Below are 25,583 nucleotides of genomic sequence, written 5' to 3' on the forward strand. Positions count from 1 at the left end.
ATAGTTTAACTATGGCTTGAATACAGTTTGTTTGGCGTTTTACAGACGTTTGCGTTTAGCAGCCGCAATTTGTGACTGGCGCATACGGAAGCCTGCTTTTTGCTTGTCTGAGGTTTTATCAATACAGTAAACACAAGACACGCCATGTTCATAGCTTGGAAGCTCAGCTTCAACTTTAGTGAGTGGCCAGCCACACGCGTGACACTTGATATTTTCACCTTCTTCAACGCCGTGAGTAACCGCAGTGCGCCCGTCAAAAACGAAGCATTCACCTTCCCACATACTTTCTTCAGCAGGAGTTTCTTCTAGGTATTTAAGAATACCGCCTTTCAGGTGATAGACTTCATTAAAACCTTCTTGAAGAAGGAGAGAGGTCGATTTTTCACAACGGATACCGCCAGTACAGAACATCGCAATTTTCTTGTCTTTATGCTGTTCAAGGTTCTGTTTTACGTATTCAGGAAATTCACGGAAAGTTTCTGTTTTAGGATCAATCGCACCCTTGAAGGTACCCGCTTTATATTCATAGTCATTACGGGTATCAATCAGAATCACATCATCACGGCTAATTAGCTCGTTCCATTCTTTAGGATCAAGATAGTGGCCAACCAAATCACGTGGCTTCACTTCTACACCTAAAGTTACAATTTCTTTTTTGAGCTTGATTTTCATTTTACGGAATGGTTTGTCAGAGCTTTCAGACTCTTTATATTCCATTGCGTTAAAACCTTCGTTCAAAAGGAATTGATGAAGCGTATCAATGGCAGCACGGTCACCCGCAACCGTACCGTTAATTCCTTCAGAAGCGACAATCAGAGTTCCACATAAATTGATGCTATTCACTAAATCCAAAAGACGTTGTTGCAGATCAGCTGCATCTGAAACTTCTTTAAATTGATATAGTGCTGCAACAACCCAATTATTGGTCGCTTGCTGTTCTACAGGTGCAAGCTGTTCTACAGTAGCGTTCATGGATAACTCCAAATGTATTAAGATAGGAAAATAAGGCGCATATCTTAGCGCGAAATCTGAAAATAAGCGAGAAAACCATAAAATAAATATGGTTTTATAGGAGTTGGTTTTGAGTAATGATCGTCGAATTCCATCATTGACCCCATGTGCAGGGCGCTGTTCAACGGTATTTGGTGATCTGGTCTGTCGTGGTTGTCGTCGCTTTAATCACGAGGTGATTCAGTGGAATACCTATACTGCCGAGCAACGTTTGATGGTGTGGAAGCGTTTAGATGCACAGCTCGATCAAATTCTTGTGCCTTTATTGCCACATGCGAACTTGCAACATATTGAAGGCTTTATTCAGAATAAGCGGATCAGGGTGTTAGAGAGCGCTAGTAAAGGTCGTAAGCTCTATCATGCCTTAAAGATTTGTGAGAAGAATAAACATTTGGCTCATGAGAGTGGTCTTGGGATTGGTGATGCTCAGGTTAAACCGATCTGGGATGAGTTTGAACGTCGTGTATTGGCTTTGGCGAAAGCGAGCTATGAGCTGGCATGGTTACGTGCAGATGGCATCAGTAACACCTTATTGCGTGCATTAGAATTAGAAGAAGACGAGATTTAACAAAGATTTTAGCTGTAAAGATTCACTTTGATGAGGGTGAATAGATTTAATCCATGTGCTACCTAGTATGGTTAAGTTGAAACAGGTTAGATAGTTTTAATGAGCTTGGGTTGCGGGCAAAATATCTGGCTAAGTGCTGCTGATCTGACTCACGAATTAAACTGATGCGAAAACCATGAGAGGTCGATCCAGAAGATCGCCCCTTAGTGCGGTACAGTTTTTCATGAATGGTATAAATATGCTTACCATCACTAAAACGGCGATCAGCTAAAACCTTTAAGTGGACAGGCTGCGGAAAGCGATAGAGCACTTTTAAGCTTTGATAAAATTCATCATAAACATAAATGTGTTGCTGATCTGCAAAAATATAGCTGAAATTTCCTGGGTAAGGTTCACTACTTTGATGGCCAATCAGTTGTAAGTGTGAAGCATCGACAGCGGCGGTTCCCCAAAACTTATGTTCAGCCACATGAGGGAGAGGATGCTCATTTAAATAAAAAGATTGACCATCCGTAGCTAGGCTCAGGTTTTGACTAAAACGGTTGCTGCTACTAAAAATCTGGGTGTGTTGCGCATTGAGCTTGTCCAACTTTTTATCTTGAAAATAGACAAATTGCTGATCGTGAATATATTCATTGCTGTTGGGAAAAGCCGTGCTCTGTTGTGGATTTAAGTCGGTTAAAGCATGTGTTTTATAATAGACCTGTCGATCATCTTTTGCATAGAAATAGCCGAGTGCATTAAATTGTGGATGTAATATCGCAGTAAAACTAGCTGCATTTGCATTGGCTAGGGGCTTATTCTGAAAGTAAACGTGTTGTTGATCTTTGGTGTAATCATTCCCTAAATAATGCGTGTGGGCTGGATCTAGCTGAGTGAGCACATGATCTTGCCAGTAAACCTGTTGCGGTGTTTTGCCGACATTACTATAGAGTTCATCGGCACGATCAGGGAGATTGTTTAAAGCTAAGCCTGTAAATTGATTGGCACTCGCAGCGGGAAGTAAAAATGTGCCTTGGCCTTGTTTAAAAATATAGACCTGATTTTGAAAAGTTTCAAAATTTGTCCCAGAGATCGACTGTGTTTGTTGAGCAGGTAATTTGACGCTACCATCATCAAATTCATGCCAGAGTAATAAAGCGATAAACGTACTGAAACTTGCTAAAATCCCAAGAATAAAAGCTGTGGAAATCCACTTTTGTTTACGCTGAAATGCAGTATGTGCCTGTGGATCAGCGATCAAGGTCATGATGTCAACATGGGTTTTCTTGTTGATACTGGCATTGCTGGTACGTTGGAATTGTTGCTGTTTAGCCAGAGATTCCAGTTTTTTCCAAAACTGTAAAAACTCACTGTGTTGTTGGGTTAAAGTGGCAGGCCACATCCATGAATTAAAATAAAAATATTGCCGATAAGGTACTGTTTTGGTCAGTAGGTTTAAGCTATGGATCTGGGCATGATGTTGTCGGAGTTGAATATGAATCAAATCTTGCCAAGGATAAAAAGAAGTTTGCGCTGATTTTTCCAGACCGAGACCTTGCCGATAGAGTTTAAGCGTAATTGTTTGCTTAAAACATTTTTGATAAAGCTGGTTATAAAGATAAAGAACAGGTATCAATAGACCCAACATCAACGCAATATTAAGCAGTTGAGTAAAGAGGGGAAGAATTTGATAAAAATAGTAAAGGCTAAAATCGTAGAGGCAATAAACCAAAAATAACCAGCTGAGTACGATCAGTGCCAAAAATAGCACAAATGACGGAATCTTCATTTCGTATGCTGTGATTGTTGTTTCGCATAAAACAGCGGGCTTTTTATTCATTGCTTCAATATTTTAGTGGGGCATATATAAGGGTATGTAGGTGTTATTTTTCTCAAGCATAACGGATAAAACAAAAAAAGGATGCATAAGCATCCTTTTTTATCAACGCTAATATGAATTAACGTTTGATGTCGCGTTGAGTCGAGCCTGTGTAAAGCTGACGTGGACGACCGATTTTGTATGGACCGCTGTGCATTTCTAACCAGTGGCTGATCCAGCCTACTGTACGTGCAAGCGCGAAGATTACCGTAAACATTTCTGTTGGGATACCAATCGCTTTTAAGATGATACCTGAGTAGAAATCTACGTTCGGGTAAAGCTTACGCTCTACAAAGTACGGATCGCTAAGCGCAATACGCTCAAGCTCCATTGCAAGTTGCAATTGTGGATCGTTGATGCCTAAAGCTTCAAGAACTTCGTCACAAGTCTGTTTCATGACTTTCGCACGTGGGTCGAAGTTTTTGTAAACACGGTGACCGAAGCCCATGAGTTTAACTTCTTTACGCTTCACTTTTTCCATGAATTCAGCAACGTTTTCTACGCTACCAATTTCATCAAGCATCTTAAGTACAGCTTCGTTTGCACCACCGTGAGCAGGTCCCCAAAGTGCTGAGATACCAGCAGAGATACATGCATACGGATTCGCACCAGTAGAACCAGCAAGACGAACTGTAGAAGTAGACGCATTTTGTTCGTGGTCAGCATGAAGCGTGAAGATACGATCCATTGCGCGAGCAAGAACTGGATTTACTTTGTAATCACGGTCAGCAGGCGTAGCAAACATCATGTGTAAGAAGTTTTCTGCATAACCAAGGTCATTACGTGGGTAAATGAATGGTTGACCTACAGTGTATTTGTAGCTCCACGCTGCAAGCGTAGGGATTTTTGCGATTAAGCGAATCGCAGTGATTTCACGGTGATTAACATCTTCGATGTCTAACGCATTGTGATAGAACGCAGATAACGCACCAACAACACCAACCATTATCGCCATCGGGTGAGCATCACGACGGAAACCATTGAAGAAACGGCTTACTTGATCGTGAACCATCGTGTGGTTACGTACTTTAGCGTCAAATTCTGCTTTTTGTTCAGCATTTGGAAGCTCGCCATTTAATAATAAGTAGCAAGTTTCTAAGTAGTCTGCTTGAGTCGCTAATTGATCAATCGGATAGCCACGGTGTAATAACACACCTTTGTCACCATCAATGAATGTGATCTTAGATTCGCAAGCCGCTGTCGCCATAAAACCAGGATCGAAAGTAAAGTGACCTGATGCTAATACATCTTTAACGTCAATTACATCTGGGCCCAATGTGCCGCTGTAAATTGGTAATTCAATTTCTTTGCCATCAAGCTGTAATACGGCTTTTTTGCCAGTTGCTGCAGACATTCAATAGATCTCCTGTCCTGGTGAATGATTATCTGACTCGAAATACTAATCTTGTCATGTGCGAATCAGACGGTGTCAAAATTTGCTATAAGATTAGTGGCTACTAAAATTTTGTCAATTATACTTAGGGATAAAAAATGACGTTGCTACAGTCAATTAGTCATTCAGTATCGAAGAAAAAACTGAGTAAAATCACAGCACCGGTCGAGTATAATATGTCAAATCAAGTTTTAGGTGCATAAAAAAAATGAAGCATCAGTACAATTGTAAGTAAATTTTTAGATTGCCTATATTTTGATGCTTATAAAATAAATACTTATCACTTTTCAAAAGCCTGTAGTTCTCTAGGTTTAGCCTTTACTGGTCATTAAAAAATGGTTAAAAACTTTACATGTAAACTAATATTTGATTCATTTTGGTGCAATTGATCGTATAAAAAATGACTCATTGGCTTTGAATGTTGAAATATAAAAATAGATTATTAATTGAATATATTTAATATATAAATGAGCAGTATTATTTTAAAGCATGCGTAAAGTGTGATTATTTGGACAAATAAAAACTTAAAAACGCATTATTTTGAGAAAATATAAGAAAAGAATTTATTAAATTGGAAAGTATCTATAAAAAATAGTATCTTAATTTTATCATTACAAAACAAATAGATAGTATTTTTTGGCTGAACTTGGTGGATTTTTGGTCGTTATTATGCATGTGAATGATTCTTATTTAAAGTTTTTTTCGACTAAAGCGAAAGCTGATTGTTTGTATTTTGATATTTCACGTTTTATAATTCGATGTCGTTTATAGGTTAGGCATGTGCTGTGCTTGCCTAACAATGCCAGCTTTCCTTTGAATTAATTCAAACAAACTCCGGATGGAGTTTCTACCTACAGGATGCCCGCTGTGAAAAGCAACAGACCTGTCAATTTGTCCATGGGTCAGGTGTTAGCGGTAAATTTACGCTCACCCGTGGCTATTGCATCAATTCTACACCGTCTATCAGGTGTAATCGTTTTCTTATTAGTCGCTGTTCTTTTATGGATTTTGGATAAATCTTTATCTTCACCAGAAGGATTTGACTACGTTAAAAATGTCGTTTTCGGAAATATCATTGTACGTTTCGTCGTATGGGTATTTGTAGCAGGATTAATTTTCCACCTTATCGCAGGGATCAAGCACTTGCTTGCTGACCTCGGTTTTGCTGAAGAATTACAAAGCGGTCGTATCGCAGCTACAGTTTCATTGATCTTGTCTGCGGTTGGTATTGTCGCAGCATTCGTATGGATTATGTTCTGATGAAAAGTGCTACAGGTTTAACAGGTTCAGGTTCTCGCGATTGGTATATCCAGCGTGTTAGTGCTGTGGTGTTGGCTGCATACACTATTGTTTTATTAGGCTGGATCCTTTGCAATAGCGGATTTGGTTATGAACAGTGGGCTGGCTTTATGCTGACTTTGCCAATGAAGATTTTTTCTTTATTAGCAGTGTTATCGCTAGTTGCACACGCTTGGATTGGTATGTGGCAAGTCTTTACTGATTATGTAACGACTCGTCAAATGGGTCCTTCAGCTTCAGGTTTACGCCTTGTACTGACTTCTGCTGTCATTATTTCAGTGATCGTGTACGCAATCTGGGGTATCCAGATTTTCTGGGCAAATTGATAGGAAGAGATCATGGGCGCAATTAACCCTAAAGAAGATTATTCAAATATTCAAAACCTCACTTTCGACGCGGTTATCGTCGGTGGTGGTGGTTCTGGTATGCGCGCTGCTTACCAACTTGCTCAAGCTGGTTTAAAAGTTGCGGTATTGACCAAAGTATTCCCGACACGTTCGCATACAGTTGCTGCTCAAGGTGGTATTGGTGCGTCGTTAGGTAACATGCAAGAAGATAACTGGCACTATCACTTCTATGACACGGTTAAAGGTTCTGACTGGTTAGGCGATCAGGATGCAATCGAGTTCATGACCCGTGAAGCGCCAAAAGTTGTTTACGAGCTTGAACACTTGGGTATGCCTTTTGACCGTAACGAAGACGGTACGATCTATCAGCGTCCATTCGGTGGTCACTCTGCAAACTACGGCGAAAAAGCTGTTCCACGTGCGTGTGCTGCTGCTGACCGTACAGGTCACGCGTTATTACATACCTTATATCAAAGCAACGTAAAAATGGGCACCCAGTTCTACGTTGAGTGGATTGCATTAGACTTGATCCGTAACGAAGCGGGTGATGTTCTTGGTGTGACAGCGATCGATCAGGAAACTGGTAACATCGCTGTATTCCAAGCGAAAGCGACTTTATTCGCTACAGGTGGTGCTGGTCGTGTTTACCGTGCATCAACCAATGCTTATATCAATACTGGTGACGGTCTTGGTATGGCTGCTCGTGCAGGTATTCCATTACAAGATATGGAATTCTGGCAATTCCACCCAACGGGTGTTGCGGGCGCAGGCGTATTGTTAACTGAAGGTTGTCGTGGTGAAGGTGGTATCCTTCGTAACAAAGACGGCGAACCATTCATGGAACGTTATGCACCAACTTTGAAAGACTTGGCGCCACGTGACTTCGTATCACGTTCAATGGACCAGGAAATTAAAGAAGGTCGTGGTTGTGGTCCTAAAGCGGATTATATCTTACTTGATATGACTCACTTGGGTGCTGAAACGATTATGAAACGTCTTCCATCTGTATTTGAGATTGGTAAGAAGTTCGCAAACGTTGACTGTACGAAAGAGCCAATTCCAGTTGTACCAACAATCCATTACCAAATGGGTGGTATTCCAACGAATATTCATGGTCAAGTGGTTGTGCCGCATGGTGTGGAAGAGGGTGAATTCTCTGCTCACTATGATAAAGATACTAAAGAGTATTCTTATAAAGGTACGCGTGACTATGTGAAGCCTGTAAAAGGTTTCTACGCGATTGGTGAGTGTTCTTGCGTATCTGTACATGGTGCAAACCGTTTAGGTACCAACTCATTGCTTGACCTTGTGGTCTTTGGTAAAGCAGCGGGCGAGCACATCATTGATTATGTAACCAAGCATCATGGCGATGATTATGCACCGCTTCCAACAGATGTATTGGTAAATACTCTAGAACGTGTACGTAAACTAGACGAATCAACTGCTGGCGAAAATGCACAAGAAGTTGCTGATGCGATCCGTGACATCGTACAAGATCACGCGGGTGTATTCCGTACTCAGGCATTGCTTGACAAAGGCGTAAAAGAAATTCTTGCGATCGAATCACGTGTTCGTAACATTCATTTGAAAGACAAGTCTCGCGTATTTAACACAGCACGTGTTGAAGCGTTAGAAGTTGAAAACTTGTATGAAGTAGCGAAGGCGACTCTGATTTCTGCTGCTGCACGTAAAGAATGTCGTGGTGCGCATACCGTTGTTGACTATGAGTTAGCACCGGATCACCCAACTTACTCTTACGGTCGCCGTGATGATGAGTGGATGAAGCATACATTATGGTATTCAGCAGACAACCGTCTTGAATATAAGCCAGTGCGTTTCAGCCCGTTAACGGTTGAAGCAATTGAACCTAAACCACGTACATTCTAATCGGGAGAACAAAGATGAGTAGAGGCACTCGTACATTCGAAATCTACCGCTATGATCCTGATAAGGATAAAGCGCCGTACATGCAAACTTTCAAACTTGAGTTAACCGATAAGCACCGTATGTTGCTTGATGCGTTACTTGCGTTGAAAGTGCAGGATGAATCATTAACATTCCGTCGCTCTTGCCGTGAAGGTATTTGTGGTTCGGATGGTGTGAACATCAATGGTAAAAATGGTTTAGCGTGCTTGTGGAACCTGAACGATTTACCAGAGAAGATTGTGATCCGTCCTTTACCTGGTTTACCAGTTGTAAAAGACTTGGTTGTAGACATGAACCAGTTCTATGATCAATATGACAAGATTCAACCGTTCTTGATCAACAATCAGCCAGCACCAGCGAAAGAGCGTTTACAGTCTCAAGCAGAACGTGAACACTTAGATGGTTTGTATGAATGTATTCTTTGTGCATGTTGTTCAACTTCATGTCCGTCATTCTGGTGGAACCCTGATAAGTTCCTTGGACCATCAGCATTGTTAAATGCATACCGCTTTATCATCGACTCTCGTGATACAGCGACACAAGAGCGTTTGGCTCGTTTAGACGACCCATTCTCTTTGTTCCGTTGTAAAGGGATCATGAACTGTGTATCTGTATGTCCTAAAGGTTTGAACCCGACAAAGGCAATTGGTCACATTCGTAACATGTTGTTAGATCAAGCAGGCTAATCTGTTTTTTCTAGGCAAGAAAGGAGCCCCGAGAGGGGCTTCTTTTTTATTTTGCGAAATCATTAAAATTGGTTGAAAAATGTTTGTTTGAATAAAGTGAGGCTTGAATTTAAAAAAATTGACCTTAAATATTTATGGGTTTTGTTGTTAATTAAAATCATCAAAATCGATATGGTAAATGGGTTGATTTATTTTTAATCAAACTGAGCGCGCTTTGTGCAATATTTGTAGAGAATGTTTATTTTTGATCGATTGGAGTGCAACTTTTATCAAAAGGGCGGTATATTAGAATATAATTTGATATGTGTATTTCGCTGCTTTATAGATGGTATGTGTCAAAAAAATCAATCCAAGCTTGAGAACATGTTAGGATTTCTGCCACAACTGGAATCAAAAAATAAGCAGATTCTTGAGCTTATCGTTAAAGAAAGCCTTCAAGATTTGTACAGATTTCATTGAAAAAGTCAATTTAGAAAAGTTAAAAATTTAGTTAATTTTTCTAAAATGATTTGCAAAAAATTGCTCGATTTCATCGAGTATGAAAAATGAGTTATGTGTCTTGAATTGAAGGTGCATGGCTCATTTGTTACATCAAAGGGAAATACTCCTGATGTGTAGTAATAATGTCTCAAGGTTGGATTACCTTGGGTAGTAGTGTCGTGTTACCAATTTGGCACTATGAATCATGGGTGTGCTTAAAAGGCAGCCTGTATTATTTTTTGCAATAGGAAATGGGTCCAAAAATGCAAGAAGTTGCTGACGCATTGCGTCTTGACACTGAACTTTCCGCTGATAGTGCAGCGTATATTGAAGAGCTATACGAACAGTACCTAACTTCTCCAACCTCAGTGTCAGAGGATTGGCGTGAATATTTCGATAAATACCCTAAAGGTGATCAACCACACGGTAGTGTGCGCGAGCAATTCCTCCTTCTGGGTCGTAATGCAAGCCGAGTTCAACCTGTTGTTCAAAGCACTGTAAGTACAGAACATGAGCGTCGTCAAATTGGTGTATTACAATTAATCGCTGCTTACCGTAACCGTGGTCATCAAAAAGCTAAACTCGATCCATTAGGTCTTGCGAAACGCGAAGAAGTTCCTGACCTCGATTTATCTGCTCACGGTTTAACTAAATCAGATCTCGATACTGTATTCAATACAGGCAACCTCGCAATTGGAAAAGCAGAAGCAACATTGTCTGAAATGGTTGAAGCCATGGAAGCAACTTACTGCGGTTCAATTGGTGCAGAATACATGCATATCGTTGACACTAAAGAAAAGCGTTGGATTCAACAGCGTTTAGAAGGTGTTCGCGGCAAATTCAATTATACCAATGATCAGAAAAAAGGCTTCCTTGAGCGTTTGACCGCTGCTGAAGGCTTGGAAAAGTATCTTGGTAATAAATTCGTTGGTGCTAAACGTTTTGGTGTAGAAGGCGGTGAGTCTTTTATTCCTATGATGAACGAAATCATTCAACGTGCGGGTAGCGTAGGTTGTAAAGAAGTTGTGATTGGTATGCCACACCGTGGTCGTCTCAACCTTCTTGTCAACATCATGGGTAAAAACCCAGCTGACCTTTTTGGTGAATTCGAAGGCAAGAGCCTGCATAAAAAAGGTTCTGGTGACGTTAAGTATCACCAAGGCTTCTCTTCAAACGTAATGACTCCAGGTGGCGAAGTTCACTTGGCATTAGCGTTTAACCCATCGCACTTAGAAATCGTTGGTCCAGTAGTTGAAGGTTCGGTTCGTGCGCGTCAAGTACGTCGTAAAGACATTGGCGGTGATGACGTTCTTCCTGTAATCGTTCATGGTGATGCTGCATTTGCAGGTCAAGGTGTGAACCAGGAAACCTTCCAGATGTCACAAACTCGTGGTTACACGGTAGGTGGTACAGTTCATATCGTGATTAACAACCAAGTTGGTTTCACGACTTCTGACCCACGTGACACGCGTTCTACAGAATACTGTACTGACGTAGCTAAAATGATTCAGTCACCAATTTTCCATGTAAATGGTGATGATCCTGAAGCTGTTATTTTCGCGACTCAAATCGCGCATGATTTCCGTCATGAATTCCGTAAAGACGTTATCCTAGACTTGTTCTGCTACCGCCGTCGCGGTCATAACGAAGCGGATGAGCCGTCTGCAACACAACCATTGATGTATCAAGTCATCAGCAAGAAAGCGACAACACGTACTTTATATGCTGATCAACTGGTTCAAGAAAAAATTCTTGATCGTGCAAGTGCCGATGCAATGGTTGAAGGCTACCGCTCTGATCTAGAAGCGGGTAACCACGTTGCCAATGCGCTTGTTCGTGAACCGAACAAAAAAATGTTTGTTGATTGGACGCCATATTTGGGCCATGAATATACAGACATTTGGGATACTTCATTCAGCATCGATCGTTTGAAAGAGCTTGGTCAGAAGATGAATACATTACCAGAAGGTTTTGTATTACAGCGTCAAGTTCAAAAAGTAATTGATGACCGTGCGAAAATGCAAACAGGTGAAATGCCACTTAACTGGGGTGCTGCTGAAACCTTAGCTTATGCAACTTTGCTTGATGATGGCTTCCTTGTGCGTATCACAGGTGAAGACGTTGGTCGTGGTACATTCTCACACCGTCATGCGAAATTACATAACCAAACTGATGGTTCTGTTTATATTCCGCTTTGCCACATTAAAGAAAATCAACCGCGTACTGCGATTTATGATTCTTTATTGTCTGAAGAAGCTGTTCTTGCATTTGAATATGGCTACTCAACAACTTTACCGAAAAGCTTGATCGTTTGGGAAGCTCAATTCGGTGACTTTGCAAACTGTGCACAAGTTGTAATTGACCAGTTTATCGCTTCGGGTGAAACCAAGTGGGAGCGTGTTTGTGGTCTAACGATGTTGTTACCACACGGTTATGAAGGTCAAGGTCCAGAGCATTCATCTGCACGTTTAGAGCGTTTCTTACAGCTATGTGCTGAAGACAACATGCAAGTGATGACACCAACGACACCAGCGCAAATTTTCCATGCGTTACGTCGTCAGGCAGTTCGTCCGATTCGTAAGCCAATGATCGTAATGTCACCAAAATCGTTATTACGTCATAAACTCGCGACTTCAACACTTGATGAATTGGCAAACGGTTCATTCCAAACTGTGATCGATGAAATTGATCAAATCAATAAGGCTGACGTAACTCGCCTGGTGCTTTGTGGTGGTAAGGTTTATTACGATTTACTCGAAAAACGTCGTGAGCTTGGTTTAAACCATGTTGCGATCGTTCGTATCGAACAATTGTATCCATACCCAGAGCAACGCCTAGCTGAAGTTATGGCTGCTTATCCAAACATTCAAGAACTTGTTTGGGCACAAGAAGAGCCGAAGAACCAAGGCGCTTGGTTATTCATCGTTCCTCGTTTGTATGAAGACGTTCTTAAATCTGGTAAACAAATCCGTATTAGCTATGCTGGTCGTGAAGCATCTGCCGCACCTGCTTGTGGCTCGCCATACTTGCATGCAAAACAACAAGCTCAGCTCATCAATGACGCACTTGCTATTGAAGTTGAACAATCAGGAGATTCTAAATAATGGCAACCGAAATTAAAGCACCGGTATTTCCAGAGTCAGTTGCTGACGGTACGATCGCAACTTGGCACAAGAAAGTAGGTGAACCTGTATCACGTGATGAAGTGATCTGTGACATTGAAACCGATAAAGTTGTTTTAGAAGTGGTTGCTCCAGCTGATGGTAGCTTAGTTGCAATCATCAAAGATGAAGGCGACACAGTTCTTTCTGACGAAGTGATTGCTCAATTCGAAGCTGGTGCTGTTTCTGCGGCTGCTCCTGAAGCTGCTGCACCAGCAGAAGCGGCGCCTGCTGCGTCTGCACCTGCGGCTGCTGCGTCAACTCAACCTGTTGATCAAAACCAAGCACCTGCAGTACGTAAAGCATTGTCTGAAACTGGTATCAATGCTGCTGACGTTCAAGGTACAGGCCGTGGTGGTCGCATCACTAAAGAAGATGTTGTGAACCATAAGCCAGGTACATCAGTTCAACCATTAAGCGTTGCTGTAGGCGAGCGTATCGAGAAACGTGTTCCAATGACACGTTTACGTAAGCGTGTTGCTGAGCGTTTATTGGCGGCTACACAACAAACTGCAATGTTAACTACGTTCAACGAAGTTAACATGAAGCCAATCATGGAAATGCGTAAGCAATATAAAGATGCTTTCGAAAAACGTCATGGTGCTCGTTTAGGCTTTATGTCTTTCTTCGTTAAAGCAGCAACTGAAGCGTTAAAACGCTACCCAGCTGTAAACGCATCTATTGATGGTGACGATATCGTTTATCACGGTTTCTATGACATCGGTGTAGCAGTTTCTTCTGACCGTGGTCTGGTTGTTCCTGTACTTCGTGATACTGACCGTATGAACTATGCAGAAGTTGAAAACGGTATCCGTGATTATGCTTTCAAAGCACGTGACGGTAAGTTAGGCATCGAAGATATGACTGGTGGTACGTTCACAATCACGAACGGCGGTACTTTCGGTTCATTGCTTTCAACTCCTATTTTAAACCAGCCACAAACTGCAATCTTGGGTATGCATAAAATCCAAGAGCGTCCTATGGCGGTGAATGGTCAAGTTGAAATCTTGCCAATGATGTACTTAGCGCTTTCTTATGACCACCGTTTAATCGATGGTAAAGAAGCTGTAGGTTTCTTGGTAACAATCAAAGAATTGTTAGAAGAGCCAGCTAAACTCATTCTTGACCTATAATTTTTTATTTAAAAATCCCCCTAAGTCCCTCTTGAATTACAAGAGGGACTTTCACAAGTCTGATCAGTTTCAAGGTTTGTGAAAATTTCTTCTCTGATAAAAGAAGATAGGGGAGATTCATTGGAGATAAAGATGTCTCAACAGTTTGATCTTGTTGTTATTGGCGGCGGACCTGGTGGTTATGAAGCGGCGATTCGTGCAGCTCAACTTGGTTTCAAAGTCGCTTGTATCGAAAAACGTATTCACAACGGTAAGCCATCTTTAGGTGGTACATGCTTAAACGTAGGTTGTATCCCTTCTAAAGCATTACTTGACTCTTCACATCGTTATGAAGATACAGTGCATCATTTAGCTGATCACGGTATTACGACTGGTGAAGTGAATTTTGATCTTGCTAAGCTTCTTGCTCGTAAAGACAAAATTGTTGACCAATTAACTGGTGGTATCGATCAATTGCTTAAAGGCAATGGTATTGAGTGGTTAAAAGGTACTGGTAAATTACTTGCTGGTAAAAAAGTTGAGTTTGTTTCACATGAAGGTGAGACTCAAGTTTTAGAACCTAAATACGTAATTCTTGCGTCTGGTTCTGTACCTGTAAATATTCCAGTAGCTCCTGTAGATCAAGATATTATTGTTGATTCAACTGGCGCATTAAACTTCCCAGAAGTACCTAAACGTTTAGGTGTTATTGGTGCTGGTGTAATCGGTTTAGAACTTGGTTCTGTTTGGCGTCGTCTTGGTGCTGAAGTTGTTGTATTTGAAGCAATGGATGCATTTTTACCAATGGCTGATAAAGCTTTGGCAAAAGACTACCAAAAACTTTTAACTAAGCAAGGTCTTGATATTCGTATTGGCGCTAAAGTTGCTGGTACAGAAGTTAACGGTCGTGAAGTGACTGTTAAATACACTCAAGGTGGCGAAGAAAAAACTCAGACTTTTGATAAGTTAATCGTTTGTGTAGGCCGTAAAGCTTATGCAGAAGGTTTATTGGCTGATGATTCAGGCATTAAATTAACTGAACGTGGTCTAGTTGAAGTAAATGATCACTGTGCAACTTCTGTAGAAGGTGTATATGCGATTGGTGACTTAGTTCGTGGTCCAATGCTTGCTCATAAAGCAATGGAAGAAGGTGTAATGGCTGTTGAGCGTATCCATGGTCATGCAGCTCAAGTGAACTATGACACAATCATTTCTGTTATCTATACACATCCGGAAGCGGCATGGGTTGGTTTAACTGAAGAACAAGCTAAAGAAAAAGGTCATGAAGTTAAAACTGGTCAATTCGGTTTTGCTGTAAATGGTCGTGCTTTAGCGGCGGGTGAAGGTGCTGGTTTTGTTAAGTTTGTTGCTGATGCAAAAACTGACCGTTTATTAGGTATGCATGTCATTGGGCCTGCTGCATCTGATATCGTACACCAAGGTATGATCGCTCTTGAATTTGTATCTTCTGTTGAAGATCTTCAGTTAATGACATTTGGTCATCCAACATTCTCTGAAGTTGTTCATGAAGCTGCACTTGCTGTAGATGGTCGTGCAATCCACGCGATTCAACGCAAGCGTAAATAAATATAAAGTGTGGTTCGCCACACTTTTTTGAATGATGATGATTGTCTGGTTCGGGCAATCATTTATTCAATATGTAGCAGCCTGATTTTAAGAAGATCTAGCTGTATCACACAAACAACATAGTAGGTAACTAAATGAACTTACATGAGTATCAAGCTAAAGCATTATTGAAAGAATATGGCATGCCAGTACAAGAAGGTATCTTGGCAACAAATGCAGACGAAGCAGTTGCTGCATTTGAACAGCTTGGTGGTAAATTCGCTGTAATGAAAGCGCAAGTTCATGCTGGTGGTCGTGGTAAGGCTGGCGGCGTTAAAGTTGCAAAATCTAAAGAAGATGTCATCGAATTTGCTAACAACATCATTGGTACTCGTCTTGTAACGTATCAAACTGATGCAAATGGTCAACCAGTTAACAGCATCATCGTTGCTGAAGACGTTTACCCAGTTGAGCGTGAGCTTTACTTAGGCGCGGTTGTAGACCGTTCTAGCCGTCGTATTACTTTCATGGCTTCTACCGAAGGTGGTGTAGAAATCGAGAAAGTTGCGGAAGAAACTCCAGAAAAAATTATCAAAGTTGAAGTTGATCCACTCGTTGGCTTACAACCATTCCAAGCACGTGAAGTTGCGTTTGCTTTAGGTTTGAAAGACAAGCAAGTTAGCCAATTTGTAAAAATTATGGGCGCTGCTTACCAAGCATTTGTAGAAAATGACTTTGCATTATTTGAAATTAACCCACTTTCAGTTCGTGAAAATGGCGATATTTTATGTGTTGATGCGAAAGTAGGTATCGATTCTAACGCGCTTTACCGTTTACCTAAAGTTGCTGCTTTACGTGACAAATCTCAAGAGAATGAGCGTGAATTAAAAGCATCTGAATTTGACCTTAACTATGTTGCTTTAGAAGGTAACATCGGTTGTATGGTTAACGGTGCTGGTCTTGCAATGGCAACAATGGACATCATTAAACTTTATGGTGGTCAGCCTGCAAACTTCCTTGACGTTGGTGGCGGTGCAACGAAAGAGCGCGTAATCGAAGCGTTCAAAATCATCCTTGCTGATACTTCTGTACAAGGTGTTTTAATCAACATCTTCGGTGGTATCGTACGTTGTGACATGATTGCTGAAGCAATTATTGCAGCGGTTCAAGAAGTAAACGTAACTGTTCCAGTTGTTGTTCGTTTAGAAGGTAACAACGCTGAGTTAGGTGCTAAATTACTTGATGAATCTGGTTTGAAATTAATTTCTGCGAACGGTTTATCTGATGCCGCAGAAAAAGTTGTAGCTGCAGTTAAAGCGTAAGGAGTATCAATCATGAGCGTATTAATTAATAAAGACACTAAAGTATTGGTACAAGGTTTTACTGGTAAAAACGGTACTTTCCACTCTGCACAAGCTTTAGACTATGGTACAAAAGTTGTTGGTGGTGTTACTCCAGGTAAAGGTGGTACAACTCACCTTGACCTACCAGTATTCAACACAATGAAAGAAGCTGTACGTGAAACAAATGCTGATGCATCTGTAATCTATGTACCAGCTCCATTCGTTTTAGACTCAATCGTTGAAGCGGTTGATTCAGGTGTTGGCCTAATCGTTGTGATCACTGAAGGTGTTCCAACAATCGACATGCTTAAAGCAAAACGCTACTTGGAAACTAACGGTAACGGTACTCGTTTAGTTGGTCCTAACTGCCCAGGCGTGATCACTCCAGGCGAATGTAAGATTGGTATTATGCCTGGTCACATTCACCAACCAGGTCGTATTGGTATCATCTCACGTTCAGGTACATTGACTTATGAAGCTGTTGCTCAAACAACTAAGCTTGGTTTAGGTCAGTCTACTTGTATCGGTATTGGCGGTGACCCAATCCCAGGTATGAACCAGATCGAAGCGCTTCAATTGTTCCAAGACGATCCAGATACTGATGCTATCATCATGATCGGTGAGATCGGTGGTACAGCGGAAGAAGAAGCTGCTGAATTCATCAAATCTAACGTGACTAAACCTGTAGTCGGTTACATCGCTGGTGTAACTGCGCCTAAAGGTAAGCGTATGGGTCATGCTGGTGCGATCATTTCTGGTGGTCAAGGTACTGCTGAAGAGAAATTCGCTGCATTTGAACGTGCGGGAATGGCTTACACTCGTAGCCCAGCTGAGCTTGGTTCAACGATGTTGCAAGTTTTAAAAGAGAAAGGTTTAGCGTAATACGTTAGATTTTTAATCTTTAAAAAGCCCCAATGGAGACATTGGGGTTTTTTTATTGCCTAAAAAATTTGGAGGAGACCTATAAACATAAGTGGATTTTGATGAGAGAAACCATTCACAAGTAAAAATTAAAATTAAGCGCACAAGTCAAAAAGAAGAATAAATCATTAAGTGTTTGTCTATTTTTTATACATTTTAAAATTCAGATGAGTTACTTAAATTTCAATAACTTGTACCAAAGTGACAAAAATATTCACCTTCTGACCAAAAAGGAAAAGCATAAAAAAGAGTGATTTTAATCTCTGGTATTTTTAAGTTTATGTTTTAAATCATGAAAAATACAAAACTCGTATTATTGTGTATTAACCTGTGAAAGTGTGACTTGGTTTGCAAATTTTTATTGAAAATGTTGTTTTTGTGTATATTATTGTTTCTGAATTGCATAGCTTTTTTACAAAGATTTTAAACAATTTGGGGTGAAGCTAAGTAATGAAAAATCAATCAAATTTTTATGGATACTCTCAAATGAAAAAATTAAGTTTAGGGCTTGCTCTCCTGGCTGTATGTGCAACATCTACGACTTTTGCTGCAACTGGCGTGATCACTTTTACTGGTCAGCTTGTTGCTGGAACTTGTAGTGCTAACGTTGCTGGAAGTGGCAATGCATCTGCATCTGTAACTTTACCAACTGTGAATACGGCTGCTTTGGGCGCTGCGAATGCGACGGCGGGTACCACTGCATTTAAAATCAACTTAACGGGTACGGGTTGTACAGCAAGCAGCTTAAATGCAACGCCTTACTTCGAATCAGAAGTTGCTAAAGTGAATGCAGCAGGTCGTTTAATTAACACTGGCGCTGCAACAAATGTAGACGTTCAACTGTTAACTAACAATCAGTCTGTTATTGATGTGAATGCGCCAGCACCAGCTCAGTCAAGCAGTGTAGGTGTTTCTGCTGGTACAAATAGCAATGACTTCAATTACTTTGCCCGTTATTTCGCAACAGGTACGACAACTGCTGGTGCAGTAACGTCATCAGTAAGCTACAGCATTATTTATAAATAATTGTAGTTTGATTTTGGTTGGTTCAGGGGAAATATAAGAATATGCGTATCTCATCGATTGCCTTTCGCATTGCAATGCTCAGTTCAATCTCTACTGCAACATTTGCAGGAGTGACGATTACAGGGACGCGTATTATTTTTCCTTCCAACCAGAATACGGTCACTGTTCAATTGAACAATTCTGACGATCGTCCTGCATTAATTCAGGCATGGTTAGACAATGGTGACCCGCATCAGATCCCAGAGGCGGATAAGATTCCGTTTATCTTAACGCCTCCTTTGGCCCAAATTGCTTCAAATAAAGGTCAAATGCTTCGCTTAATTGCGAAAGATACCTCAGCTTTGCCTCAGGATAGAGAAAGCTTATATTGGTTTAATATTTTGGATATGCCTGCATCTGAACAGGTTGAGACAGCAGAAAAAAATAAATTACAGGTGTCGATTCGTTCACGTATTAAACTATTTTATCGTCCTATCAATTTAAAAATCTCACAGGAAAAAGCATTTTCCAGTGTTACCTTTAAATATAATGAAACTAATAAAAGCGTGACGGTGAATAACCCATCTCCTTATTATGTAAATTTTTATAATGTCAGTTTGAATCCGGAAAAAGAGAATTTTGTTTATGCTGATCCGTTAATGGTTGCACCTTATTCTACGGAGAGTTTTAAACCAGCAATCCAATTTAAGCCTCAAAAAATTAGCTATTTACTGATTAATGATTATGGTGGAAATCAGGCTTATCAAGCCGTCATAAATGGCGAAGAATAAATGAAATATGCATTAAGATATAGCATTATTATTTTATGCATGCAGAGTAGTTACGCAGCAGAAAATGAAAATATAAATCAGAAATTGCAAGCGAGAGATGGATCAAATAATCGAATTTATACCTTTGATGCACGTGCACTGTTTGGCGGACGCAATCAGGACATTGATCTAACTTCATTCCGCCAGACCAATGGCGTTGCTGCGGGTGTGTACTCACTCAATACCAGTATTAATAATCATCGCTCATTGGGTCAGCTTACGCTTAAATTCGATCATTTGAATGCCGAGCTAACGGCAGTGCTATGTATTGATGAGCAATTGTTGAAACGACTGGATTTACGTCCAGAAGTCTTGGAAAAACTACCTAAAAAACCATGTCTCACAATTAAAGAGCTCAATCCAGATGCCTACTATGATCTGGATATGTCGGCATTAAGTCTGGATATTTCTTTACCTTTAGCAATTATTAATCAACGGCCAGAAGGTTATATTGCACCTGAACGATTTGATCAGGGGGTTACTGCTGCTTATATCGGTTACGATTTTAATCGTTACACCAGTAAATTGAACCAGCAAGAACAAGTTAGCAGTAATTATCTGAATTTAACCGGTGGATTCAATTTTAGTCGTTTTAACTTTCGTCATGCTGGAAGTTTTGACTCAGATGGAACGCAACTCGGCGGTTATCAATCTTATCTGAATGTTTTGTCTACAGATATTCCTGCTCTGAAAGCACGGCTAGAAATGGGTGACTTTAATACCCAGACTTATGCGATTGATTCGGCGCAAATACGAGGCTTACAGCTTGCTTCCGATATTAGTATGCTTCCGATGTCGCAACGCAGCTATGCACCTTTGATTCGTGGTTTGGCCAACACCAATGCTTTGGTTTCTGTGTTTCAGAATGGCCGAAAAATTTACGAACGTACAGTACCGGCTGGTGAGTTTGAGTTTAATGATCTCACAGCGGTCAATAACAATGGTGATTTAACTGTTCAGGTCACTGAAAATGGTGGGGAAAAACATAGCTTTATTGTACCGATGCAAGGCAATATGAACCTTGTTCGAATGGGGCAATTAAATTACAACATTGCTTCTGGGCAATACAAAATCAACAATAAAACATCAGATGATTATATTGGTCAGCTCAGTGCGGAATATGGCTTGAGCAACTATTCCAGCTTATATCTTGGCAGCAATCTCAGTCATGTTTTTCAGAGCTATTTATTCGGTTTTGGACAAAATACAAGGCTGGGTGGACTAAGATTTGATGCGGAAAAATCAAATGCGACCTTAGCAAAAAATGACTATGCGGGTTGGCGGTATAAAGCTGCTTATCAATATAGCTATAGTCCGCTGAATACTTTTTTGAACGTTTCAGCACAATATCAAGATCGTGAATACATGACATTAAGTAATACCATGTCTTTACGAAATTTTAATGATTTGAATCAAGCTGAAATCGATAGTCTTTTCCTTACCTATTTATTAAAACAGCAATTTAATATTTCGCTTTATCAAAACTTTAAAGAGGGGTTTGGTTCTGTTTATTTAAATGCAACTCAAAATAAATACTGGAATACAGATAAAGACTATGTGCAGTATAGTATTAACTATAGTAATCGCTGGAATAGATTGAGCTATTCTATTGGTTATAGTCAAAATAATAATCAGTTAAATGACTTTGGAAAAGAAAATAAGATATATCTGAGCTTCTCTTTACCTTTAGAGTGGGGTAAAAAGCAGGCAAATCTATATTCGAATATTCAATATGTAGATAACGTCGGTCATCCAACCACAGCGAATGTAGGTCTCACGGGAATATTAGGGGAAAATAATCAATTTAATTATGGGTTAACCACGACTCAGAACTGGAATAATGGAAAAAATAATTCTGCTGTTTCAGCCAATATGAATTATAGCTTACCTCAAATACAACTGGGTGCTGTGACGGGCTGGAGTGATGATCAGACCCAATATGGTTTCAGTGCGAAAGGTGCTATTGTCGCTCATCCTTATGGAATTACTGCGACCAATAATTTATCGGACACTTTTACTATTGTTCATGCAAAGGGTGCGCATGGCGCTGATGTTGTTAATGCATGGGGAAGTAAAATCGATTATTGGGGCAATGCGATTTATGCCAATGTTTCTCCTTATGAAGCCAATACCATCCGCTTAGATACCAAGCATTTGCCTCTGGATGTGAATTTAACTGCGAATCAGGCTGAAGTGATTCCACGTCGTTATAGCTCAACCTTAATCAAATTTGACGTCGAGCAAAGCTCAAATATTTTATTAAATGTACAGGTTAAGGGTGTAAATCAGCAGATCCCGATTGGTGTGCAAGCGGTGAATCAGGCAGGACAAGTCGCAGGCATGTTTGGTCAGTCAAATCAGCTATTTATAGAAAAAGCACAATTATTAAAACAAGATTTATATGTGCAATGGGGAATGAATGAATCTTATGCTTGCCGTATTGATACGCCAGAAAAACTGCTTCCGAAAAGTAAGCAACCGAATCGTATACAGATGATCGATGTGGAGTGTAAATAATCATGCTAAAAAAATATGGATTTACGCTCTTATTTACTGTTTTAGGCATGGCTCTGGGACAACATGCTTTTGCTACGGATAGTGGCGTGTGTACTTCGAACCCAACACAGCCTTTGGCGACCAATACCAGCAGTATTACAAACTCAACTTCAAACTGGACACTTGTCACCAACTTTGCCACATCGATTGCGGCTTATTCTTTGGTGAATTGTTCAAACAAAGTCACGGACAATGTCCCTGACCGAAAAACTACATCTTTCACTACAGTGGGAAGTAACGTCAACTTTGATCAAACGATCACTTATGCAGGTTCGACTTATTACAAAATCGTCAACAGCAGTAGTCCTTACTTTAATCAATATGCGTATGTGACTTTTCAAATACAGGATACCAAGTCTGGAAAACCCGTTGTTAATTTAGCCAAGACGGTGAGCTTGTATAACAATGCGACAGGAGAGTCTGCGACTCAAGGCGTCAATATTGTTAATTTGAAGTTTTATTTTACTTCTGGATTGACCGAAAGTACGCCAGCAGTGCAGCTTGATTTAGGCAAGGTCACTGTGGATATGACCGAAGGATCGAACCGTTATATCGATAGTCAATCGGGCTTTGTGCAACTAACACTGAATCCAGAAAATACCAAGACTTGTAACTTAAACAATCCGATTGTGACTTTACCCACGATTGCAACCAGCGCTTTAGCAACAGCAGGTACGGAAGCTGGCGGGAAAACGCCTTTTTCAATCACAGCGACTTGTAGCAATGGCTTAGCCAATACCTTGTTGTACTTTACGATGAGTGATAATGCCAATGTCGCGAATAGCACTAACGTATTGAGCAATAGCAATGCTGCAACCAGTAATGTCGGCATTCGAGTGTATGATGTATCTAATAATTCAGCGATTAACTATGGCACAGAATATTCATTTGGTCGGCTGGGCACAGGATCAAATCCAGCTTTAACTAAAAATTTCTATGCAAAATATTATAAGAAAGATAATGTTGCCGCCGTCGCGGGGAATGTCAATGCGCAGGCGACCGTCATGGTGAACTACAAATAAAAGTGCAATAAAAAAGAGCCTTACAATGAAGACTCGTTTTTATTTATATCGGACTTATTCTGCTTTTGGTTTATTTAGGTTTTGAGTTAAGCCATTGATATCACCACCTTGCAGACCGAGTTCATTCATCAGGCTATCAATTAAGGGTGCTTGTGAACGGTAGCGTAAGGCGCTATTCACCACTTGATCAGACAATGAGGTTGAACCGTTTTCAACGGCTTCACCTGAAGTTGCAGAACCACCAGCAAAGCCATTTAAGCCATTAACTTGCAAGATTTTGATGTCATCAATATTTTCCATCGGTTTCACGCTTTCACGGATAATCTCTGGTAAATGCTTCAATAGCGCCAAGCGAATCTGCATTTCAACCTGCTCAGCAGAAAGGGTGTTGGCTGCCTCATTGACTGCACGCGCACCTTCTGCATCGACTTGATATTGTTTCTCTAGGGCTTGAGCCAGCAGCACTTTCGCATCTGCTTCACCTTTGGCCTTTAAGCGTATTTTCTCAGCGTCAGCTTCTGCCGCAATGCGTACCGCTTCTGCTTCATCGGCAGCGGCTTTTTTACCTGCATCCGCAGCAACGGTAATCGCAATCGCTTCTTTCTCAGCAGTCTGTTTTGCTGCAACCAGTTCAACCGCTTTTTGACGTTCAGCGCGTTGGGTTTCACGCACGGTCACAACTTCTTCCTCTGCTTTTACCGCTTCGGCACGGGCCTTGTCAGCTTGCGCTTTGGCTTCTGATTCAGCACGCGATTTTTCAGCAATGGCAATGGCGCGGTCTTGCTCAGCCAGCTCAATAGTTTTCTTCTGTTCAACCTGTGCTTTTTGAATGAGCTGAGCTTTTTGGATATTTTCATTCTCTACATCACGTGCCGAAGCAATCCGTTTAATTTCCACTTCACGCTCAGCAGCAATTTGGGCTTCTTCAGCCTCACGTTTTTTACCTGCTTCTTGAGAGGCGATTTCTGCGGTTTGTTCAGCTTTACGAATCGAGATTTCACGCTCTTGCTGTAACTTTGCATATTCTTCTTCACGCGAAATTTCTAAACGAGCACGTTCAGCTTCAAGATTTTTTGCGCGGATCGCCAAGTCAGCATCTTGTTCAATGTCGTTACGCTTTTTACGACGATCTTCAATCGTTTCAGTCAGCTTGGTTAAACCTTCTGCATCGAACGCATTTTGCGGGTTAAAAAATTTAAAGCTGGTTTGATCGAGACCCGTTAAAGAAACGGTTTCAAGCTCTAAACCATTCTTTGATAAATCTTCCGAGACCACTTGCTGAACTTTCTGTACGAAATCGACACGCTTCTCATGCAGTTCTTCCATCGCCATTTCAGCGGCAACGGCACGTAGAGAGTCGACGAATTTACCTTCAACCAGATCTTTTAACTCTGGTGGAGACATAGTTTTACGACCTAAGGTTTGTGCCGCCGTTGCAATGGATTCTGCAATCGGTTTAACACGCACATAGAATTCTGCCATCACATCGACACGCATACGATCGCGGGTAATCAGGGCCTGATCTGCGGCACGCTTCACTTCCAAACGCAATGTATTCATGTTGACGGGGATAATTTCATGTAAAACAGGCAGCACGATTGCACCCCCATTTAAAATGACTTTTTCACCACCAAAACCAGTACGCACGAAAGAGACTTCTTTGCTTGAGCGCGTATATAGACGAGCGATAACAATACCGATGAAAACCAGTGCCGCAAAAATAACACCTGTAATAATTAGAATTTCAGTCAATGCTGAACTCAACATTTAAACACCCTCATGTAATAAATATAAAAACTAAGAAACAATCGCTTGGAATCCAATTTTGGTTCTTTGCGTTAAAATAACGTCTTGACCTTGATGGAAAACCGTATCAATTTCGGGTTCAACCAAGACGTAATGGGTCTGACCAAATTGGTCTTTTACTTTGGCTTGTGCAGGGGAGTTTGGCTTAGCTTCCCCTAAGATAATGTGAGCGGTACGACCAATTAGATCATCATGCTGAATTGCTGTGGTTTCATCTTTAGGAATAATCTTGGCAATCAGCGCTGCACTATAACGTACCAATGGCATTGCCAAAAACAGGCTGGCAGGTGCAATGATCCATGCCGAAACATATTGTTCTGTAAATTGGAAAAAAAGATCCTGAATAATCAAGCCTGTTAATGCATAAAGAGTTAAGAAAATAATTAACCAGATTAGTAAAGGGACTTTGCCCAGATAGAGCCATTCTAAAAGCTGGGTGAACAGATTTTCCGACTGTTCAAGTGAAACATCGGCATGGTCAATATCGGTCAGGCTATCAGGGAGAAACTGTTCCAGAAAACTTGAACTACCACCAAATAACAGCAAGATAAATTCAAGTACACCGATAAATAGACATAGCATTAAGGCAATGCTAAAAATAAGATTAGAAGGGTGTGTTAATAGATCCCAGATCATCAGTGTTTCTCTTATTTCTTTTATAGATAATTAATAATTTTTTTATAAAAATAA

At 40.7% G+C, this 25,583-nt stretch carries 19 protein-coding genes; 14 read left to right on the forward strand and 5 right to left on the reverse strand.

Annotated features, from left to right (window positions below):
* Window positions 1-39 precede the first annotated feature (39 nt).
* Window positions 40-972 carry a rhodanese-related sulfurtransferase gene (locus A9Z07_RS13410; protein WP_004775180.1) on the reverse strand — a complete coding sequence of 311 codons (933 nt, stop codon included), beginning with the start codon at window positions 970-972 and terminating at the stop codon, window positions 40-42.
* Window positions 973-1,081: 109 nt separating this feature from the next.
* On the opposite strand from A9Z07_RS13410, the gene A9Z07_RS13415 reads away from it, so the two are divergent.
* Window positions 1,082-1,579 (forward strand): DUF1289 domain-containing protein, encoded by a 498-nt coding sequence (locus tag A9Z07_RS13415; protein ID WP_004775178.1) that lies wholly within the window; start codon window positions 1,082-1,084, stop codon window positions 1,577-1,579.
* A 58-nt stretch (window positions 1,580-1,637) separates the two neighbouring features.
* On the opposite strand, the gene A9Z07_RS13420 is transcribed toward A9Z07_RS13415, so the two are convergent.
* Together A9Z07_RS13420 and gltA are read right to left on the reverse strand one after the other, a co-directional pair.
* Window positions 1,638-3,401: a DKNYY domain-containing protein gene (locus A9Z07_RS13420; protein ID WP_047429546.1), complete on the reverse strand. Its 1,764-nt coding sequence runs from the start codon at window positions 3,399-3,401 to the stop codon at window positions 1,638-1,640.
* A gap of 118 nt (window positions 3,402-3,519) precedes the next feature.
* Window positions 3,520-4,794: a citrate synthase gene (gltA, locus tag A9Z07_RS13425; RefSeq protein ID WP_004775175.1), complete on the reverse strand. Its 1,275-nt coding sequence runs from the start codon at window positions 4,792-4,794 to the stop codon at window positions 3,520-3,522.
* A gap of 897 nt (window positions 4,795-5,691) precedes the next feature.
* Between gltA and sdhC the strand changes: the two genes are divergently transcribed.
* From sdhC to A9Z07_RS13495, 13 genes are all read left to right on the forward strand, one after another.
* Window positions 5,692-6,093 carry a succinate dehydrogenase, cytochrome b556 subunit gene (gene sdhC / locus A9Z07_RS13430; protein ID WP_050560019.1) on the forward strand — a complete coding sequence of 134 codons (402 nt, stop codon included), beginning with the start codon at window positions 5,692-5,694 and terminating at the stop codon, window positions 6,091-6,093.
* The gene (sdhD, locus tag A9Z07_RS13435; RefSeq protein WP_004775170.1) at window positions 6,093-6,458 is read left to right on the forward strand and encodes a succinate dehydrogenase, hydrophobic membrane anchor protein; all 366 of its coding nucleotides are present in this window, start codon (window positions 6,093-6,095) and stop codon (window positions 6,456-6,458) included. The genes sdhC and sdhD overlap by 1 nt, the downstream gene beginning before the upstream one ends.
* A 12-nt stretch (window positions 6,459-6,470) precedes the next feature.
* Window positions 6,471-8,366, forward strand: coding sequence for a succinate dehydrogenase flavoprotein subunit (gene sdhA, locus A9Z07_RS13440; RefSeq protein WP_004775167.1), 1,896 nt, complete (start codon window positions 6,471-6,473; stop codon window positions 8,364-8,366).
* Window positions 8,367-8,380: 14 nt separating this feature from the next.
* Window positions 8,381-9,091 (forward strand): succinate dehydrogenase iron-sulfur subunit, encoded by a 711-nt coding sequence (locus tag A9Z07_RS13445; protein WP_004664446.1) that lies wholly within the window; start codon window positions 8,381-8,383, stop codon window positions 9,089-9,091.
* A 743-nt stretch (window positions 9,092-9,834) separates the two neighbouring features.
* Window positions 9,835-12,675 (forward strand): 2-oxoglutarate dehydrogenase E1 component, encoded by a 2,841-nt coding sequence (locus tag A9Z07_RS13455; RefSeq protein WP_004775165.1) that lies wholly within the window; start codon window positions 9,835-9,837, stop codon window positions 12,673-12,675.
* Window positions 12,675-13,865 carry a 2-oxoglutarate dehydrogenase complex dihydrolipoyllysine-residue succinyltransferase gene (gene odhB / locus A9Z07_RS13460; RefSeq protein WP_004775163.1) on the forward strand — a complete coding sequence of 397 codons (1,191 nt, stop codon included), beginning with the start codon at window positions 12,675-12,677 and terminating at the stop codon, window positions 13,863-13,865. Before A9Z07_RS13455 ends, odhB begins: the two co-directional genes overlap by 1 nt.
* A 132-nt stretch (window positions 13,866-13,997) precedes the next feature.
* The gene (lpdA, locus tag A9Z07_RS13465) at window positions 13,998-15,431 is read left to right on the forward strand and encodes a dihydrolipoyl dehydrogenase (protein ID WP_004775161.1); all 1,434 of its coding nucleotides are present in this window, start codon (window positions 13,998-14,000) and stop codon (window positions 15,429-15,431) included.
* A gap of 134 nt (window positions 15,432-15,565) precedes the next feature.
* Entirely contained in the window at window positions 15,566-16,732 is a 1,167-nt protein-coding gene (gene sucC, locus A9Z07_RS13470) for an ADP-forming succinate--CoA ligase subunit beta (protein WP_004640348.1), read from the forward strand.
* A gap of 12 nt (window positions 16,733-16,744) precedes the next feature.
* Window positions 16,745-17,635, forward strand: coding sequence for a succinate--CoA ligase subunit alpha (sucD, locus tag A9Z07_RS13475; RefSeq protein WP_003655479.1), 891 nt, complete (start codon window positions 16,745-16,747; stop codon window positions 17,633-17,635).
* Between the two features lie 525 nt (window positions 17,636-18,160).
* A complete protein-coding gene (locus tag A9Z07_RS13480) occupies window positions 18,161-18,700 on the forward strand; it encodes a fimbrial protein (protein WP_069579302.1) in 540 nt (179 codons plus the stop codon).
* Window positions 18,701-18,741: 41 nt separating this feature from the next.
* Window positions 18,742-19,470 (forward strand): molecular chaperone, encoded by a 729-nt coding sequence (locus A9Z07_RS13485; protein WP_069579304.1) that lies wholly within the window; start codon window positions 18,742-18,744, stop codon window positions 19,468-19,470.
* Window positions 19,471-22,026, forward strand: a complete 2,556-nt coding sequence (locus A9Z07_RS13490) for a fimbria/pilus outer membrane usher protein (RefSeq protein WP_069579306.1) — start codon at window positions 19,471-19,473, stop codon at window positions 22,024-22,026. It abuts the gene before it with no gap.
* A 2-nt stretch (window positions 22,027-22,028) separates the two neighbouring features.
* Entirely contained in the window at window positions 22,029-23,087 is a 1,059-nt protein-coding gene (locus A9Z07_RS13495; protein WP_069579308.1) for a fimbrial protein, read from the forward strand.
* Window positions 23,088-23,141: 54 nt separating this feature from the next.
* Here the strand turns inward: A9Z07_RS13495 and A9Z07_RS13500 are convergent, their stop codons facing one another.
* Window positions 23,142-24,854 carry a flotillin family protein gene (locus A9Z07_RS13500; RefSeq protein ID WP_069579311.1) on the reverse strand — a complete coding sequence of 571 codons (1,713 nt, stop codon included), beginning with the start codon at window positions 24,852-24,854 and terminating at the stop codon, window positions 23,142-23,144.
* 30 nt (window positions 24,855-24,884) lie between these two features.
* Window positions 24,885-25,529, reverse strand: coding sequence for a YqiJ family protein (locus A9Z07_RS13505; protein ID WP_005259188.1), 645 nt, complete (start codon window positions 25,527-25,529; stop codon window positions 24,885-24,887).
* Window positions 25,530-25,583: the final 54 nt, after the last annotated feature.

It is taken from the genome of Acinetobacter sp. YK3, from assembly GCF_001729365.1.
Classification (GTDB): Bacteria; Pseudomonadota; Gammaproteobacteria; order Pseudomonadales; family Moraxellaceae; genus Acinetobacter; species Acinetobacter vivianii.